Origin of the sequence: Methylobacterium sp. 17Sr1-1, from assembly GCF_003173775.1 — a bacterium.
GTDB lineage: Bacteria > Pseudomonadota > Alphaproteobacteria > Rhizobiales > Beijerinckiaceae > Methylobacterium.
Genome location: NZ_CP029552.1, coordinates 5,978,556 through 5,994,115 on the forward strand (window position 1 = coordinate 5,978,556; position 15,560 = coordinate 5,994,115).

Annotated in this window: 15 protein-coding genes; 5 read left to right on the plus strand and 10 right to left on the minus strand. The window is 71.8% G+C overall.

Annotated elements, in window-relative coordinates:
- Positions 1–46 precede the first annotated feature (46 nt).
- Together DK412_RS27270 and DK412_RS27275 are read right to left on the minus strand one after the other, a co-directional pair.
- Positions 47–1,132, minus strand: a complete 1,086-nt coding sequence (locus DK412_RS27270; RefSeq protein ID WP_109974534.1) for a 2'-deoxycytidine 5'-triphosphate deaminase — start codon at positions 1,130–1,132, stop codon at positions 47–49.
- A gap of 60 nt (positions 1,133–1,192) precedes the next feature.
- The gene (locus DK412_RS27275) at positions 1,193–1,690 is read right to left on the minus strand and encodes a hypothetical protein (RefSeq protein ID WP_109974535.1); all 498 of its coding nucleotides are present in this window, start codon (positions 1,688–1,690) and stop codon (positions 1,193–1,195) included.
- A 132-nt stretch (positions 1,691–1,822) separates the two neighbouring features.
- Here DK412_RS27275 and apaG point away from each other — a divergent pair, with 132 nt between their 5' ends.
- The gene (gene apaG / locus DK412_RS27280; RefSeq protein WP_093567895.1) at positions 1,823–2,215 is read left to right on the plus strand and encodes a Co2+/Mg2+ efflux protein ApaG; all 393 of its coding nucleotides are present in this window, start codon (positions 1,823–1,825) and stop codon (positions 2,213–2,215) included.
- A gap of 108 nt (positions 2,216–2,323) precedes the next feature.
- The gene (gene argE / locus DK412_RS27285) at positions 2,324–3,508 is read left to right on the plus strand and encodes an acetylornithine deacetylase (protein WP_109974536.1); all 1,185 of its coding nucleotides are present in this window, start codon (positions 2,324–2,326) and stop codon (positions 3,506–3,508) included.
- A gap of 274 nt (positions 3,509–3,782) precedes the next feature.
- On the opposite strand, the gene DK412_RS27290 is transcribed toward argE, so the two are convergent.
- The 5 genes from DK412_RS27290 to DK412_RS27310 form a co-directional block, all read right to left on the minus strand.
- A complete protein-coding gene (locus DK412_RS27290; protein ID WP_109974537.1) occupies positions 3,783–4,394 on the minus strand; it encodes a LysE family translocator in 612 nt (203 codons plus the stop codon).
- A 71-nt stretch (positions 4,395–4,465) separates the two neighbouring features.
- Positions 4,466–4,999, minus strand: a complete 534-nt coding sequence (locus tag DK412_RS27295) for a PRC-barrel domain-containing protein (protein ID WP_109974538.1) — start codon at positions 4,997–4,999, stop codon at positions 4,466–4,468.
- Positions 5,000–5,105: 106 nt separating this feature from the next.
- The gene (locus DK412_RS27300; protein WP_109974539.1) at positions 5,106–6,134 is read right to left on the minus strand and encodes an Hsp33 family molecular chaperone; all 1,029 of its coding nucleotides are present in this window, start codon (positions 6,132–6,134) and stop codon (positions 5,106–5,108) included.
- 444 nt (positions 6,135–6,578) lie between these two features.
- Complete coding sequence (gene argF / locus DK412_RS27305; protein ID WP_109974540.1) at positions 6,579–7,526, minus strand: ornithine carbamoyltransferase; 948 nt, start codon at positions 7,524–7,526, stop codon at positions 6,579–6,581.
- Positions 7,526–8,719 (minus strand): aspartate aminotransferase family protein, encoded by a 1,194-nt coding sequence (locus DK412_RS27310; RefSeq protein WP_109974541.1) that lies wholly within the window; start codon positions 8,717–8,719, stop codon positions 7,526–7,528. The genes argF and DK412_RS27310 overlap by 1 nt, the downstream gene beginning before the upstream one ends.
- A 299-nt stretch (positions 8,720–9,018) precedes the next feature.
- Here DK412_RS27310 and DK412_RS27315 point away from each other — a divergent pair, with 299 nt between their 5' ends.
- Both DK412_RS27315 and DK412_RS27320 read left to right on the plus strand, forming a co-directional pair.
- Complete coding sequence (locus DK412_RS27315; RefSeq protein WP_109974542.1) at positions 9,019–9,492, plus strand: RidA family protein; 474 nt, start codon at positions 9,019–9,021, stop codon at positions 9,490–9,492.
- Positions 9,493–9,597: 105 nt separating this feature from the next.
- On the plus strand, positions 9,598–10,365 hold the full coding sequence (locus DK412_RS27320) for a glycerophosphodiester phosphodiesterase family protein (RefSeq protein WP_109974543.1): 768 nt from the start codon (positions 9,598–9,600) through the stop codon (positions 10,363–10,365).
- Positions 10,366–10,393: 28 nt separating this feature from the next.
- Here the strand turns inward: DK412_RS27320 and DK412_RS27325 are convergent, their stop codons facing one another.
- From DK412_RS27325 to DK412_RS27335, 3 genes are all read right to left on the minus strand, one after another.
- Positions 10,394–10,636 (minus strand): hypothetical protein, encoded by a 243-nt coding sequence (locus DK412_RS27325; RefSeq protein ID WP_109974544.1) that lies wholly within the window; start codon positions 10,634–10,636, stop codon positions 10,394–10,396.
- A gap of 162 nt (positions 10,637–10,798) precedes the next feature.
- Positions 10,799–11,029 (minus strand): hypothetical protein, encoded by a 231-nt coding sequence (locus DK412_RS27330; protein ID WP_109974545.1) that lies wholly within the window; start codon positions 11,027–11,029, stop codon positions 10,799–10,801.
- Between the two features lie 152 nt (positions 11,030–11,181).
- On the minus strand, positions 11,182–12,069 hold the full coding sequence (locus tag DK412_RS27335; RefSeq protein ID WP_109974546.1) for an MBL fold metallo-hydrolase: 888 nt from the start codon (positions 12,067–12,069) through the stop codon (positions 11,182–11,184).
- A 240-nt stretch (positions 12,070–12,309) separates the two neighbouring features.
- Here DK412_RS27335 and DK412_RS27340 point away from each other — a divergent pair, with 240 nt between their 5' ends.
- On the plus strand, positions 12,310–15,483 hold the full coding sequence (locus DK412_RS27340) for an autotransporter serine protease (RefSeq protein ID WP_109974547.1): 3,174 nt from the start codon (positions 12,310–12,312) through the stop codon (positions 15,481–15,483).
- The last annotated feature ends 77 nt before the right edge of the window (positions 15,484–15,560 follow it).

The window sequence follows — 15,560 nt, forward strand, 5'->3', positions numbered from 1 at the left end:
GGTTCTGAACCAACAGCCGTTTTCGAGCACGATCCGACCGCGCTCGTCACACGAAGTGCTTCGAGAGCTTCAGCCCTTGCGCCTGGTAGTTCGAGCCGGCCGCGCTCCCGTAGAGGGCGGCCGGGCGCTGGGCCATGCGCTCGTAGACGAGGCGGCCGACGATCTGGCCGTCCTCCAGCATGAACGGCACGTCGCGGGAGCGCACCTCCAGCACCGCGCGGGCGCCGGTGCCGCCGGCCTCGGCATGGCCGAAGCCGGGATCGAAGAAGCCCGCGTAATGGACCCGGAACTCGCCGACGAGCGGATCGAACGGCACCATCTCGGCGGCGAAGTCCGGCGGCACCTGCACCGACTCCTTCGAGGCCAGGATGTAGAACTGGCCCGGATCGAGGATCAGGGTGCCGGAGCCGTCGGTCCGCAGGGGCTCCCAGAACTCGGAGGCCGGGTAGGTGCGGGGCCGGTCGACGTCGACGAGGCCGGTATGGCGCTTGGCGCGGTAGCCGATCAGCCCGTCGAAGCCCGAGAGGTCGACCGAGACCGCGACTCCGCCCTGGAACGAGGGATCGGCGGCATCGACCAGCGGCGTCGCCGCATGCAGGCGGGCGAGCGCGGCGTCGTCGAGGCGCACCGCGCCGCGGCGGAAGCGCAGCTGCGACAGCCGCGAGCCGGTGCGCACCAGCACCGGGAAGGTCCGCGGCGAGATCTCGGCGAAGAGCGGGCCGGCATAGCCGGCCTCGACCATGTCGAATTCCCGCGCCTGGTCGGTGATGACCCGGGTGAACACGTCGATGCGCCCGGTCGAGCTTTTGGGGTTCGCGCTGGCAGCGAGGTCCGGCGGCAGGGCCAGGCCCTCCTGCAACTCGGCGATGTAGACGCAGCCGGTCTCCAGCACCGCGCCCTGGCGCAGGTCGATCTCGTGCAGCTTCAGCTTGGCGAGGCAGGCGGCGACGTCGCGGGTGCGCCCCGGCAGGAAGCTCGCGCGCACCCGCCAGGCCCGGGCGCCCAGCCGCAGGTCGAGGCTCGCCGGCTGGATCTGGTCGTCCGCGAAGGGGCTGGCTGGCCGGATCACCCCGGCGCCGGCGAGCGCCGCGATGGCCTCCGCCGATTGAATCCCGTCCTCGAGCTTCACCATGACCCGTCCATCCGCGATAGCGTATTGTCGTAGGCCAGGGTTTCGACGAGGTGAAGAGCCTCACGCCTCGTCGCGGACACCGCGGACCACCGCGGCCGCGAGGCTCGCCCGGGCGATTGCCCCCATGGCGGTGAGGCCGGCGAGCGCACTAGCGACCAGCGGCAGCGTCTCCGGCCACTGGATCAGGGCGGCGAAGCCGAGGGCGGCGACGAGGTCGGCCCCCGGCCCGCCGGCGAGGATCAGCGAGTGCAGGTCGGGGCCGGGGAGCGCGGTCCCGGTCCGGGCGGCGGCGTGCTCGGTCAGCCGCGCCACCGCGATCTCGAGGAGCAGGCTCGCGACGAGGGCCGCCGCCGGCCCGCCGGGCGCCCGCCAGGCGAGCGCGAGGGAAAGGGCGAGGCGGATCCAGGGCGTCTCCCCCGCCCCCTCGCGCCGCGCCGCGACGAGCGCCAGCCCGCACCAGAGGGCGAGCAGGACGAGGGCGGCCTTGTCGGCGCGGGCCGCCAGGCCTGTGGCGGCGAGAAGCCCCGCGAGGGTTGTGGACGAGCGAAGAAACCTCATGGTGGGGATGGGCGCGCCTCGTGCAGGATTACCGACCCTGGTCGCCGGTGATTGACGATCCGGAAGGCCGGACGTACCACGACCCCCGTCGGCCGTCGCGCTTGCCCGCGGGCCGCCAGCGGAGGTTCCCTGATGTACAAGGCAGAGACCCGCGGCATCAGCGTGTCCGTGCAGCCGCGCTTCGTCGAGGAGGAATCCTCGCCCGACAGCGGACGCTACTTCTTCGCCTATACGGTGGAGATCACCAACAACGGCAGCGAGCAGGTGCAGCTGCGCTCCCGCCACTGGCGCATCGTCGACGGTCGCGGCGAGATGCAGGAGGTGCGCGGCGCCGGCGTGGTCGGCAAGCAGCCGGTGCTCGGGCCCGGCGAATCGTTCAGCTACACCAGCGGATGCCCCCTCACGACGCCGGACGGCACGATGGAGGGCACCTACACCATGGCGACCCCGGACGGCCGCAGCTTCGAGGCGGCGATCCCCGCCTTCTCGCTCGACTCGCCGCATGTGCGCCGGGTGATGCACTAACGTCCAGCCGTGCTCCGGCGTCCGGGGGTCCTTGCGCCGGCGCGGCTGTCGGGGGCGGCGGGCTTGGGCTAAGACCTGAGCTTTCCCCCTGTGAGACCGCCCGCCCCGATGACCCAGACCGGCCCCCGCCTGACCCCGCTCGAACTCCTCGCCCGGCTGGTCTCCTTCGACACCGAGAGCCAGAAGTCGAACCTGCCGCTGATCGCGTGGGTCCGCGACTACCTCGACGCCTGGGGCGTGCCCTACGTCGTCGCCCCCAACGAGGCCGGCGACAAGGCGGCCCTCTTCGCCACGGTCGGGCCGATGCGGGACGGCGGCGTGGTGCTGTCGGGCCACACCGACGTGGTGCCGGTGGCCGGGCAATCCTGGACCAGCGACCCCTACACCCTGCGCGTCGCCGACGGCAAAGCCTATGGCCGCGGCGCCGTCGACATGAAGGGCTTCGACGCGCTCTGCCTCGCCCTGGTGCCGGAGATGCTGGCGGCCGACCTCAAGACGCCGATCCACATCCTGCTCTCCTACGACGAGGAGCTGACCTGCCTCGGCGTCGCCGACGTGATCGCCCGTTTCGGCAAGGATCTGCCGCGGCCCGGCGCGGTGATCGTCGGCGAGCCGACCGACCTCGACGTCGCCGACGCCCACAAGAGCATCTACACCTACCGCACTACCGTCCACGGCCACGAGGCGCATTCCTCGAAGCCGGCGCTGGGCGCCAACGCCGTGATGGCAGCGGCCGAGCTGGTGGCGGGCTTGAACCGCATCGCCGACCAGATGGCGGCGCGGGGCGATGCCGGCGGCCGGTTCGATCCGGGCTACACCACGGTCCATGTCGGGGTGATCGGCGGCGGCACCGCCCGCAACATCCTGCCGAAATCCTGCGAGTTCCAGTGGGAGTTCCGCGGCCTGCCGGACCTGCCCCGCGACGAGATCCCGGACCTGTTCGCGACCGAGGTGGAGCGGGTGACCCGCGAGCGGCTCAACCGCTTCGGCGCCTACGGCCATATCGAGACCGAGGAGGATGCGGCGGTGCCGGGGCTGGCTCCCGAGCCCGGCTCCCCGGCCGAGCGCCTGGCCCTGCGGCTCGCCGGCCGCAACCACACCATCACGGTGCCCTACGCCACCGAGGCCGGCCGCTTCCAGCTCGCCGGCCTGCCGACCGTGGTCTGCGGCCCGGGCTCGATCGACCAGGCGCACCAGCCCGACGAGTACATCACGCTCGCGGCCCTGGAGGCGGGGGAAGTCTTTCTGCGCCAGCTGGTGCGGGATTGCGCGGCGGGGTGGAGCCCAGTGTGACGCGCCGTTCCCGATCCTCGAAATACACTGCGTTGTAAATGTTGATCGCGGGATCCCCTCTCCCGTGTGGGAGAGGGGTAGGGGCGATCGAAGATCGCGCAGGGTGGCTCGGGTTCAGAATAAGACACCCAAGTCGAGCTGCGCGGCTCTACGGTTCAGGGGCATTGCGGAAACCGAGCCACCCTCACGCGGGATCTTCGATCCCCTGACCCCTCTCCCAAACGGGAGAGGGGGACGCGCTCTACTTTTGATGTCAGCGACCATTGTTTCGGCCTCACGGCTTCCGGGCCAGGGCCAGCCCCAAACCCGCACCGAGCAGCAGTCCGCCGGTCAGCCGGTTGCGCCACCGGCCTTTCGCCAGCACGACCCGCGCCCGTCCCGCCAGCACCGCCCAGACCGCGTCGCCGGCGACCGCGAGCACCAGGAAGGTCGCGGCGAGCAGCACCAGCTGCCCGAACGGTGCGGCGTCGCGGCTGACGAATTGCGGCAGGAAGGCGCCGAAGAACAGCAGCGTCTTCGGGTTGGTCAGCGCCACCAGGAAGCCGCGCAGGGCGATGGCCCGGACGGCCCGGGGTTCCGGGGCGGTCTGGGCGAGGTCGGTCGCAGGCGCCCGCCAGGCGCGGAAGGCGAGCCAGGCGAGATAGGCGACGCCGAGCCAGCGCAGCACCTCGAACCAGGTCGCCATCACGGCCAGCATCGCCGAGAGGCCGGCGACCGTCAGCGCCAGCTGCACGGTGAGCGCCGCCCCGACGCTCGCCACGGTGACGAGGCCGTAGCGGCTGCCATGGGCGACGCTGTTGGCAACGATGAGGGCGACGTTCGGTCCCGGGATCAGGATCAGGACGAGGGTCGCGGCGACGAAGCCGAGATAGAGGTCGAGCGGCATGGCGGGAGGTGTCCGGTCGTGAACCGGACGGCAGCGTGCCATGCACGGTGCCGTCCCGCCAAGCTCGGGCTTTACTGCTGCGCCGGCTGGGTCGTGGTGGTGCCGGTGGCGGCCGGGACGTCCGACTTCTGGGCATCCGTCTTGGCCGCGTCCGTCTTGGCGGGCTGCTGACCGAGATAGACGTATTCCGGCGCGGCCCGCAGCTGGTCCTTGTCGGTGTTGATCACTGCCTTCAGCGTCTTGTCGTCGACGCGGGAGACCTGCAGCGCCTCCTTGGCGACCGAGACGTACTTGGTGCCGAGGCCGAGGAAGCCGCCGACGCCGACGACGTAGGACTTCACGGCCAGGTCAGGCCCGAGCACGATGTCGGCCACCGAGCCGATCGTCTCGTTGGCGCCGTTCACGATGCTCTGGCCGATCATCTTCGAGGCCATGAGGTCGCTCGGCTCCTGCGCGACGAAGGTCGGCCGCAGGTCGTTGGCGAGGGTGGCGGGGGCGCCCGGCACGGGGGTTGGACCACTCTTGGGGCCGCTCGCATCCTGCGCCAGGCCGGCGCTGGCGCCGGCGACGAGGAGGAACGCGGCGGCGAGGAAGGGGCGAGACATCGTGGGCTCCGACTTCGTGCGCCCGACACGCTCGGGCGCATGATGAGTCGGTTGCGGTGCGAAAGGTTCCCTCCCGCACCCGCTTTCCCGTAGGGCAGGACCGGTTTCAGCCCGGCTGGCCGTGTCCTTGATCGCGGGCGATCTCGGCCTCGACCTCGGCCGGGTCGAGGTCGTAGTGCCGCGAGCAGAACTCGCAGGTGATGCCGATGCGGCCGTCCTCGCCGACGATCTCGCGGCGCTCCTCGGGCGAGAAATTGCGCACCATCCCCATCACCCGCTCGCGCGAGCAGCGGCAGGCCTCGTGCACCCCTTGCGCCTCGAACACCCGCACGCCGCGCTCGTGGAACAGACGGTAGAGCAGGCGCTCGCTCGACACGGTGGGATCGACGAGCTCGTGATCCTCGATCGTGGCGATCAGCGACTTGGCCTCGACCCAGGCATCGTCCTCCTGCGGCCGGCTGTCGTCGAGCAGCGCGTGCCCCTCCGGCAGGTCGCCGGGCGGCAGGTCGGCGAGGCGGGCGCGGTCGGGCGAGTGCGGCAGGAACTGCACCAGCATGCCGCCGGAGCGCCAGGAATTTTCGGGCCCCTCTCCCCCACCCTCGACCTGCTCGGCGACGGCGAGGCGGACCCGGGTCGGGATCTGCTCCGACTGCCGGAAATACTGGTGCGCCGCCTCCTCGAAGCCCTGGCCCTCGAGCGCCACCACGCCCTGGTAGCGGCTCTGGGCCGAGCCCTGGTCGATGGTCATGGCGAGGTGGCCGTGGCCCAGCAGCTGGGCGGTACCGGCGCGCGGGCCCGCCGCCGCGACGCGCCCGGCATCGAAGCGGGCGGTGGCGCGCACCCGGTCGGGCGCCTCGAAATCCACCACCACCATCTCGACCGGGCCGTCGGACTTGGTCTGGAGCTGGAACCGGCCCTCGAACTTGAGCGAGGAGCCGAGCAGCACGGTCAGCGCCGCGGCCTCGCCGAGCAGCCGCGCGACGGTGTCGGGATAGCCGTGCCGGCGCAGGATCGTGTCGACCGAGGGGCCGAGGCGCACGACGCGGCCGCGCACGTCGAGGGGCTCGACCGCGAAGGGCAGGATCGCGTCGTCGCGGCCGTCGGGATTTTGGGAGGGGGAAGGCGTCTCGGACATGCTCTCACCGCCGCCGGTCCGACGAGGGTCCGGCACTCGTGCAGGAAGAAGGTCTCCCGGCGGGGCGCCTTCCGCACGGGTCGCCGCGCGTGTCCCCGGGGGAAGCGAGACGGCGGAGCGAGGGGCGGGAGACGCCGCGGCGAGAGACCGGCGTGCCCGATATATGGGAGGCTGAGCGATGTTTTCGAAGGGGTTATCGCCCGGTTCGAAGTCTCTGAACCTGTGTCTCTGGACCTGCCTGGCTGGTCTCGGTGCCCTGTGCCGCCCTCCCCGTCATCCCGGGGCCGCGAAAGCGGAACCCGGGATCCATAACCGTGACGATGCCGGATGTGGCGGTGCGCGGTCCGACCTCGTCTGAAGCCTCGGCGGCTACGGATCCCGGGTTCTCGCCTTCGGCGAGCCCCGGGATGACGATGGAGGGTATCGGTTTCGTCCTGCGGCTCGTCAGGCGACGGCGCCGAGGCACCAGGCCAGGATCCCCTTCTGGGCGTGGAGCCGGTTCTCGGCCTCGTCGAACACCACCGATTGCGGCCCGTCGATCACCTCGGCGGTGACCTCCTCGCCGCGATGCGCCGGCAGGCAGTGCATGAACACCGCGTCCTTGGCGGCGGCCCCCATCAGACGGCTATTGACCTGGTAGGGCATCAGCAGGTTGTGGCGGTGCGCCTCGTCCTCGTCGCCCATCGAGACCCAGCAATCGGTCACGACCGCGTCGGCCCCGGCCACCGCCTCGAACGGGTCGGCGGTGATGCTCAGTTCCGCGCCCTCCGCCTTGGCACGGGCGATCAGGCTCTCCGGCACCGGCAGCTCCGGCGGGCAGGCGACGTTGAGCTTGAAGTCGAACCGGGCCGCGGCGTGGGCCCAGGAGGCCAGCACGTTGTTGGAATCCCCCGACCAGGCGACGGTGCGGCCCTTGATCGGCCCGCGATGCTCCTCGAACGTCATCACGTCGGCCATGATCTGGCAGGGATGCGAGTCCTTCGTCAGGCCGTTGATAACCGGAATCGTGGCGTACTCGGCCAGTTCCAGCATCATGCCGTGATCGAGGATGCGGATCATGATCGCGTCGAGGTAGCGCGACAGGACCCGGGCGGTGTCGGCGACGGTCTCGCCGCGGCCGAGCTGCATCTCCCGGCCGGTGAGCATCAGGGTCTCGCCGCCCAGCTCCCGCATCGCCACGTCGAACGAGACGCGAGTGCGGGTCGAGGGCTTGTCGAACACCATGCCCAGAAACTTGCCGGCGAGCGGCCGTTCGGCCGGCGGCTCGCCCTTGCGCCGGCGCCGCTTCAGCTCGGCGCAGGCGTCCAGCACCGTGCGCAGCTCGGGGCCGGAGAAGTCGGTCAGGTCGAGGAAGTGCCGGGGCGGCGGCGCGATCTTCACGGGCGCGTTCATCACTCTGCGGCCCTCCGGCCCCTCGTTTCCATGGCGGCGCAGGCCGCCTCCAGCTTGTCCAGGGCCGCCCCCACCTCGGCCTCGCCGATGATCAGCGGCGGCAGCAGGCGCACGACGTTGTCGCCGGCCGGGATCACCAGCAGGTGCTCGTCCCGGGCAGCGGCGGCGAACTCGGTGTTGGTGACCACGAGGCGCAGGCCCATCATCAGGCCCTCGCCGCGGATCTCGTCGACGATGTCGGGATGGCGGTCCTTGAGGGAGGCGAGACGCTGCTTCAGGAGCAGGCCGGTCTGGCGCACGTGCTCCAGGAAGCCGGGGGCCAGGATGATGTCGAGCACGGCGTTGCCCACCGCCATGGCCAGCGGGTTGCCGCCGAAGGTGGTGCCGTGGGTGCCCACGACCATGCCGCGGGCCGCCTCGCTGGTGGCGAGGCAGGCGCCCATCGGGAAGCCGCCGCCGATGCCCTTGGCCGAGGACAGGATGTCCGGCGTCACGCCCGACCATTCGTGGGCGAAGAGCTTGCCGGTGCGGCCGATGCCGGTCTGGACCTCGTCCATGATCAGCATCAGGCCGTGCTCGTCGCAGAGCGAGCGCAGGGTGCGCAGCCACTCGTGCGAGACGACGCGCAGGCCGCCCTCGCCCTGGATCGGCTCGATCATCAGGGCGGCGGTCTCGGGCGTGATCGCGGCCTTCAGGGCCTCCAGGTCGCCGAACGGCACCTGGTCGAACCCGTCGACCTTCGGGCCGAAGCCGTCGATATACTTCTGCTGGCCGCCGGCCGCGATGGTGGCGAGCGTGCGGCCGTGGAAGGCGCCCTCGAAGGTGACGATCCGGTAGCGCTCCGGATGGCCGCCGGCGGCGTGGTACTTGCGCGCCATCTTGATGCAGGCCTCGTTGGCCTCCGCACCGGAATTGGCGAAGAACACCACGTCGGCGAAGCTCGCCTCGACGAGCCGCTGCGCCAGCCGCTCGGCCTCCGGCACCTCGAAGAGATTCGAGACGTGCCAGACCTTCTGGGCCTGCTCGGTCAGCGCGGCGACGAGGTGCGGATGGCCGTGGCCGACCGAGTTGACCGCGATGCCGGCGCCGAAATCGAGGTATCGCGAGCCGTCTCGGGCGATAAGCCAAGCGCCCTCACCGCGCTCGAAGGACACCTTGGCCCGGGCGTAGGTCGGCAGCAGCGAGGAGGTCACGATCTCGTCTCCGTCGCGGTCGAGTGAGTCGGTCGACCGGAAAACAAAGCGCCGCCTCGAAGGGCGGCGCGCGCGGATACTATGGAACGAGCGCGCTGTGTCAACGCCGCGCCTTGAAGATGACGCCGAGATGACAGCGGAAGGTCCCCTCGCCCGGGGTTGCGGCGGGACTTCCTTCCGGGCACAGACCCTCGGGCGGCCGGTCCCGGCCGCGCCGCGGCGGGGGCGCCGCGGGACGACGGACCGGCCCGACATGCCCGGCGGCGACGCCCGGGCGGGCCTGGTGGGAGACCAGACAGATGAGCGCGACCCTCGACCGCCTGAAGGAGCTCGGCCTCACCCTGCCGCCGGCCGCGGCACCCGTGGCGAACTACGTCGGCTTCCAGCGCAGCGGCAACCTGGTGGTGATCTCTGGCCAGCTGCCCTTCAACGCCCAGGGCCAGATCGATCCGGCCCACAAGGGCAAGGTCGGGGCCCAGGTCTCGCCGGAGGCGGCGGCCGAGGCCGCACGGCACTGCGCCCTCAACGTGCTGGCGCAGCTGCGCGCGGCGGCCGGCAACCTCGACGACGCGGTGGTGGCCTGCTTGCGGCTGGGCGGCTTCATCAACACGGCGCCGGGCTTCTCGGCGGTGGCGGGCGTGATGAACGGCGCCTCCGACCTGATGGTGCAGGTGCTGGGCGAGCGCGGCCGCCACGCCCGCTCGACGATCGGCGTCGCCGAGCTGCCGCTCGACGCCGTGGTCGAGGTCGAGGGCCTGTTCGAGGTTCGCTGACGAGAACAGCTCCCGATCGCGCCGCGACCGGGCGCTGTTCTCGATCTTTGGTTTGTCGCATTGTCTGCGACGAACCGGTGTCCACTTCGTCGGGAAAATGCTTCGATGAACGACCGCCTCGCCCCCGACTGGCTGACCGCCCGCCCGATCGCCCATCGCGGCCTGCACGACCGCAACGCCGGCATCCCCGAGAACACCATCGCGGCGGCGGAGGCCGCGATCGCCGGCGGCTACGCGATCGAGTGCGACGTCCAGCTCAGCCGGGACGGCGAGGCGATGGTCTTTCACGATGCCGGCCTCGGCCGGCTCACCGGGACTGAGGGCCTCGTGCGCGAGCGCGACGCCGCCGCTCTCGGGCAGCTGACGGTGCTCGGCAGCGCCGAGCGCGTGCCCACCCTGGCGGAGTTCCTGCAGACCATCGCCGGGCGCACGCCGCTCGTCGTCGAGGTGAAGACCCGGTTCGACGGCGACCTGGCGCTCGCCCGCCGCACCGCGGAGATCGTCGCGGCGCATGTTGCCGCCGATGGCGGCCCGGTGGCGCTGAAGTCGTTCGATCCCGCCATCGTCGGGGGGCTCGCCGAGCTCGCGCCCGGGATCCCGCGCGGCATCGTGGCGGAGAGCCGCCACGACGACCCGGGCTACGCCTCGCTGACCGAGGCGCAGCGGCACGGACTGGCGCACCTGCTGCACTTTTCCGAGAGCCGCCCGGACTTCCTGTCCTGGCGCGTCGACGACCTGCCGAACGCCGCGACCCATCTCTGCCGCCTGCTCGGCCGCATGCCGGTGATGACTTGGACCGTGCGGACCGAGGCGCAGGTGCGGCTCGCGCGGGCGCATGCCGACCAGATGGTGTTCGAGGGTTTTCGGGCCTGACGGCTCAAGTGCTCTCGAGCCTCACGGCTCATGGCCGCGCCGGATCCTGGAACCAGGCATAGCGCGGCGCCATCCCGGGAAACGGGGTCGGCGGGATCTCGGTGCTCAGCGCGTCCGCCACGGCGTCGGCCTCGTCCATGGCGAGGCCGACCTGCAGCACCTCGTCGATCACCGCGGTGGCGCCGGTGCGCACGTCGTAGACCGTCCAGCCGGCGCGGTCGCGGCGGATGTCGTAGCGGATGACGTCGTGATGGATGGTCTGGATCGACATGGCGGACGTCCCGGCTGGTGGTGAAGCTTTAGGGTTGGTGAGGGCGTGCTCGATGTGCCGGCGCGCACGCGGCGCGACGGGTGAGGGAAGCCGAAGAGTTGCAGGTGGACCGCGACGCCGAACCCCTCCCCCCTCTGCGGGGGAAGGTTCGGGTGGGCGCCCTCACGGCCACCTTGTCTCCCCGCTTGGCCCCGCCCGCACGTAGCCACGGGAGATCAGCCGGTCCCTCTGGCGCGTCCGCCGCTCGGCTTCGCCGAGATCGGCCAGCGCGTCGGCGATCGCCCGGCGCAGCGCGAGGCCCGCATCGCCCCCGGCGGCCGTGAGATAAGCGACCGCGATCGTCTCGACGCCGGGCGCCCGCCCGTCCCGTCGTTCCGCCGGCTCGTGACTCATGGATCTGGCTCGCCGCTGCACGAAGCCGGCCGCCGCCGACTCACGTTAGAACATAACGTGAACAAGCCACGGCGAGGCCGTCCCGGTCAAGCTGCGTTCGTGCCTGCGCCAGCTGATATGGCAGGCGGTGTGAATAACGGGGAGAGCGGCGCTCAGGGGGCCCGCGTCGCCTCCGGATCGCCGGCGCGCACCGGCGCCTCGACGTAGCGCCCCTGCTCCGGCACCGCCACCGCCGCGAAGTCGCGGGCGAGGTCGTGCAGGGCCTGGCGCAGGCCCGGGCCGTGCAGGGGACGGCCGTGGCCGGTGAGCGCCAGTTCCGGCTCGAGCTGCGCCAGAACCTCGACCGAGCGCCGGGCGGCGTCCCAGTCGGTGGTGAGGTAGCGCGGCGGGCCGTGCATCTCGGGCGCCTGGGTGGCGACGGCGTAGACCGATTCCTGCGCCGTCGTGACGAAGGCGTCGCCGGCGATCAGCGCCCGGTCGGCGGCGCGCCAGAGCGAGACGTGGCCGGGGGAATGACCCGGGGTGTGAATCCAGCGCCAGCCCGGCAGCGGCGGCACGCCGCCATCCTCCGGCAGCAGGCGCAGGCGTGCGCCGACATCGACCGGCTTCGTCGGGAACAGCGGCGAGAGCCGGGCGACGAGACCGCCGCCGACGCTCGGGTCCGGGGCCGGATAGGCGGCGCTGCCGTCGAGATAGGGGCGCTCCAGGGGATGGGCCCAGACGGGGACGTCCCAGGCCTCGGCGAGGTCCTCCAGCACCCCGACATGATCGAAATGGCCGTGGGTGAGGACGATTGCCGCCGGCCGGGCCCCTGCGCCGAACCGCGCCGCCGCGGCCGCTTCGATGGCACCACGCGACCCCATGATCCCGGCATCGACCAGCACCCAGCCGCGGTCGCCGGCGCCGGGCGCGCCGAGATACGCGACGTTGACGAGGACGTGGCGCTGGTAGGCGAGGTCGGGGCGCAAGCCGTGTGTGCCGTCCGGGCCGGCGGGCTCGTCGGAGACCGAATCGGGGCCGATCGGGATCTGCTGGGTCATGCCGGCACCTCGCGACGGGACTGCCCGGCTCAATGCCCCCAAGGAGTATCGGTTCCCGCCCGCGGCTCCGGCGCGGGCCGGTTTCGTGACGTTTCTGCCACGGGGCGCGGGAAATACACGATTGCGAAACGTTCGCGGCCCCAATCGGGCTTTTTCGCGGCTAGCATCGTTGTCGGCGCCGAGGCGCGTCGTCCTTGAAGAAGAAGTCGCCACAGACCGCGGCCAAATCGAGGCAATTTGATGCAAATCCAGTCAGCGTCGAGACGCAAGGTGATGGCCGCCCGCGGCCTGATCTCGCTCCTCTGCTCGACCATCTCTTACGCCGCTCTGGCGCAGTCGGCCGGCACCCAGGATCCGGGGCGCGTCGGCGACGCCGCGAGCTGGCGGACGCCGGAATATCTCGCCGATTGGGGCCTGACCTCGATGCGGGCCGACCAGGCCTACGCCCGTGGCATCACCGGCCGCGGCGTCGTGGTCGGCTCGGTCGATTCCGGCTTCCTCGCCACTCATCCGGAATTCGCCGGGCAGGTGACGCCGCTGACGGTCCAGGGCACCTACCTGGCGAACGGCTACCGCTACGAGACCGCCGCCGGCGTGCGCAGCGACCTGTTCTCGGCCGGCAGCCCGTTCTCGGTGCCGGGCACCTGGATCCGCGGCACCAACGACGACCACGGCACCCATGTCGACGGCACCATCGTGGCGCGGCGCGACGGCACCGGCATGCACGGCGTCGCCTTCGGCGCGACCCTGCTCGCGACCAACACCAACGCCACCGATTCGTCGATCTACGGCGCCAACCAGGACTACACGTACTTCAAGGCCGCCTACGGCAACCTGGCGGCCGCCGGCGCGCGGGCGATCAACTCGTCCTGGGGCAGCCCGCCGCCCTCCGAGAACTACAACACGATCGCCGGGGTCGCGGCCGGCTACGCCAAGTTCCAGGGCCGGCCCGACTGGCTCGACGCGGTGGCGGAGACCACCCGGCAATACGGCACGATCATGGTCTTCGCCGCCGGCAATGCCGGGGTGAACAACCCGACGGTGCGGGCCGCCCTGCCCTATTTCGAGCCCGACCTCGAATCGCGCTGGATCGCCGCCTCGGGCCTGACCATCGACGACGGCACGGCGTTCAACCGCTGCGGGCTGGCCAAGTACTGGTGCGTCGCCGCGCCCGGCCGCAACATCTTCAGCACCGTCACCTCGACCACCGGGGTGGCCGGATACGGCAACAAGAGCGGCACCTCGATGTCGGCGCCCCACGTCACCGGCGCGCTGGCGCTGGTGATGGAGCGCTTTCCCTACATGACCAACGAGCAGGCGCGCGACGTGCTGCTCACCACCGCGACCCATCTCGGCAGCGGCCCGGCCGACCGGCCGAACGAGACCTTCGGCTGGGGCAAGATCGACCTCGGCCGGGCGATGAACGGCCCGGGCCAGTTCCTCGGCCGCTTCGCCGCCACCCTGCCCGGCGGCACGGTCGACACCTGGTCGAACGACATCTCAGATGCGGCTTTGCGCCAGCGTCAGGTGGAGGATTCGGCCGAGCACGCGACCTGGCTGCAGGACAAGGCCGCCCGCGGCTGGAGCAACGGCCTGCCGGCCGGCGCCACGTCCGACCAGCAGATCGAATACACCTACCGCGAGGCGCGCGACCAGGCCTTCCTCACCCGCATCTATCAAGGTGGGCTGACCAAGGCCGGTGACGGCGCGCTGATCCTCACCGGCGCCAGCACCTATACGGGCGCGACGGAGGTCAATGGCGGCCTGCTGGCCGTCAACGGCTCGATCACCTCCGTCGCCACCATCAATGCCGGCGGCACGCTGGGCGGCACCGGCACGCTCGGCGGGCTTAACGTCCGCGCGGGCGGCACGGTGGCGCCGGGCAACAGCATCGGCACCCTGAACGTCGCCGGCACCATCAGCTTCGCCCAAGGCTCGCTCTACGCCGTCGAGGTGGCGTCTGGGCGCAGCGACCGCATCAGCGCCACCGGTGCGGCGCGGATCGACGGCGGGACCGTGACGGTCGCGGCCGAGGGGACGGGCACGCCCTTGAGCCCCGGAGCCTTGCGCGGGCTGCTCGGCCAGCGCACCACCATCCTGTCGGCGGGACAGGGGGTCACCGGCCGCTTCGATGCCGTGACGCCGGGCTACACCTTCATCGGGGCGAGCCTCGATTACGACCCGAACAGCATCGGCCTGACGCTGGGGCGCAACGCCACGACCTTCGCGTCGATCGGCGCCACCCGCAACCAGGCGGCGACGGGCGGGGCGATCGAGCGACTGGGCTTCGGCAACCCGCTCTACGAGACCGTGCTGGTCAACACCGATGCGGGGGCGGCCCGCAGCGCCTTCGCGTCCCTGTCGGGCGAGGTCCATGCCAGCGCGGTGACGGCCCAGTTCGAGACCGCGTTCTTCGTCCGCGAGGCGATCCTCGACCGGCTGCGCCGGGGCGATCCCGGGGACGCTCCCCTGTTCCCGGGCCTCTCGACCCCGAGCCTGCCGGCGGCCTATTCCGCCGACCTGCCGGGGCGGGTCGCGCCGCCGGTCCAGGTGCCGGCGCAACTGGTCGAGCCGCCCGCTTACGCCGTCTGGGGCCAGGGCTTCGGCGCCTTCGGCCGCACCCGGAGCGACGGCAACGCCGCCTCGCTGTCGCGGCAGATCAGCGGCTTCGTGCTCGGGGCCGACACCCGGCTCGATCTCGGCGGATTGCCCGGCGGCTGGCGCGTCGGCGTCGCCGGCGGCTACACCAATACCAGCCTCGACATCACCGGCCGCGCCGCCTCCGGCGTGATCGAGAGCGGTTTCGGCGGCCTCTATGCCGGCACGACCCTCGGACCGGTGGCTCTCCGCTTCGGCGGCGTGGCCGGCGGCAACAGCCTGTCGCTCCGGCGCAGCATCCTGGCCCCCGGCTTCGCCCAGGGCCTGAGCGCCCGCTACGGCGGCCTCACCGCACAGGTCTTCGGCGAGGTCGGCTACCGGCTGGCCTTCGGGGCGGCGGTGATCGAGCCCTTCGTCGGCGCGGCCGCGATCCGCATCGGCCAGGACGCCTTCGCCGAGCGCGGCGGCCCGGCGGCCCTCTCCGGCCTCGGCCGCGACAACGACCTGGCCGCCACCACTTTGGGGGTGCGCGGCTCGACCCGGCTCTCGGCCGACCTGCCCGTTTATCTCACCGGCCTCGTCGGCTGGCGCCGGGCCTATGGCGACGTGGTGCCGAAGGCCCTCCTCGCCTTCGGGGCCGGCCAGACCGGCTTCCTGGTCGCCGGCGTGCCGATCAACCGCGACGCGGTGGTGGCGCAGGCCGGGATCGACTGGGCCTTCTCCCCGGCGGCGTCCCTCGGCGTGTCCTATACCGGCCAGGCCGGCGAGCGGGCGCAGGACCATGCGGTGAAGGGCAACTTCACGTATCGGTTCTGATGCGGTGACATCGAAAAGGCCCGCCGCCTCGTTCCCGAGGCGGCGGGCCTTTTCGATTCTCTCAACAGTCTCAAACT

Bases quoted from the DNA above. Each gene is read 5' to 3' on its own strand.
- DK412_RS27270 (WP_109974534.1), bottom strand. From the start codon at position 1,132: ATGGTGAAGCTCGAGGACGGGATTCAATCGGCGGAGGCCATCGCGGCG.
- DK412_RS27275 (WP_109974535.1), bottom strand. From the start codon at position 1,690: ATGAGGTTTCTTCGCTCGTCCACAACCCTCGCGGGGCTTCTCGCCGCC.
- apaG (WP_093567895.1), top strand. From the start codon at position 1,823: ATGTACAAGGCAGAGACCCGCGGCATCAGCGTGTCCGTGCAGCCGCGC.
- argE (WP_109974536.1), top strand. From the start codon at position 2,324: ATGACCCAGACCGGCCCCCGCCTGACCCCGCTCGAACTCCTCGCCCGG.
- DK412_RS27290 (WP_109974537.1), bottom strand. From the start codon at position 4,394: ATGCCGCTCGACCTCTATCTCGGCTTCGTCGCCGCGACCCTCGTCCTG.
- DK412_RS27295 (WP_109974538.1), bottom strand. From the start codon at position 4,999: ATGTCTCGCCCCTTCCTCGCCGCCGCGTTCCTCCTCGTCGCCGGCGCC.
- DK412_RS27300 (WP_109974539.1), bottom strand. From the start codon at position 6,134: ATGTCCGAGACGCCTTCCCCCTCCCAAAATCCCGACGGCCGCGACGAC.
- argF (WP_109974540.1), bottom strand. From the start codon at position 7,526: ATGAACGCGCCCGTGAAGATCGCGCCGCCGCCCCGGCACTTCCTCGAC.
- DK412_RS27315 (WP_109974542.1), top strand. From the start codon at position 9,019: ATGAGCGCGACCCTCGACCGCCTGAAGGAGCTCGGCCTCACCCTGCCG.
- DK412_RS27320 (WP_109974543.1), top strand. From the start codon at position 9,598: ATGAACGACCGCCTCGCCCCCGACTGGCTGACCGCCCGCCCGATCGCC.
- DK412_RS27325 (WP_109974544.1), bottom strand. From the start codon at position 10,636: ATGTCGATCCAGACCATCCATCACGACGTCATCCGCTACGACATCCGC.
- DK412_RS27330 (WP_109974545.1), bottom strand. From the start codon at position 11,029: ATGAGTCACGAGCCGGCGGAACGACGGGACGGGCGGGCGCCCGGCGTC.
- DK412_RS27335 (WP_109974546.1), bottom strand. From the start codon at position 12,069: ATGACCCAGCAGATCCCGATCGGCCCCGATTCGGTCTCCGACGAGCCC.
- DK412_RS27340 (WP_109974547.1), top strand. From the start codon at position 12,310: ATGCAAATCCAGTCAGCGTCGAGACGCAAGGTGATGGCCGCCCGCGGC.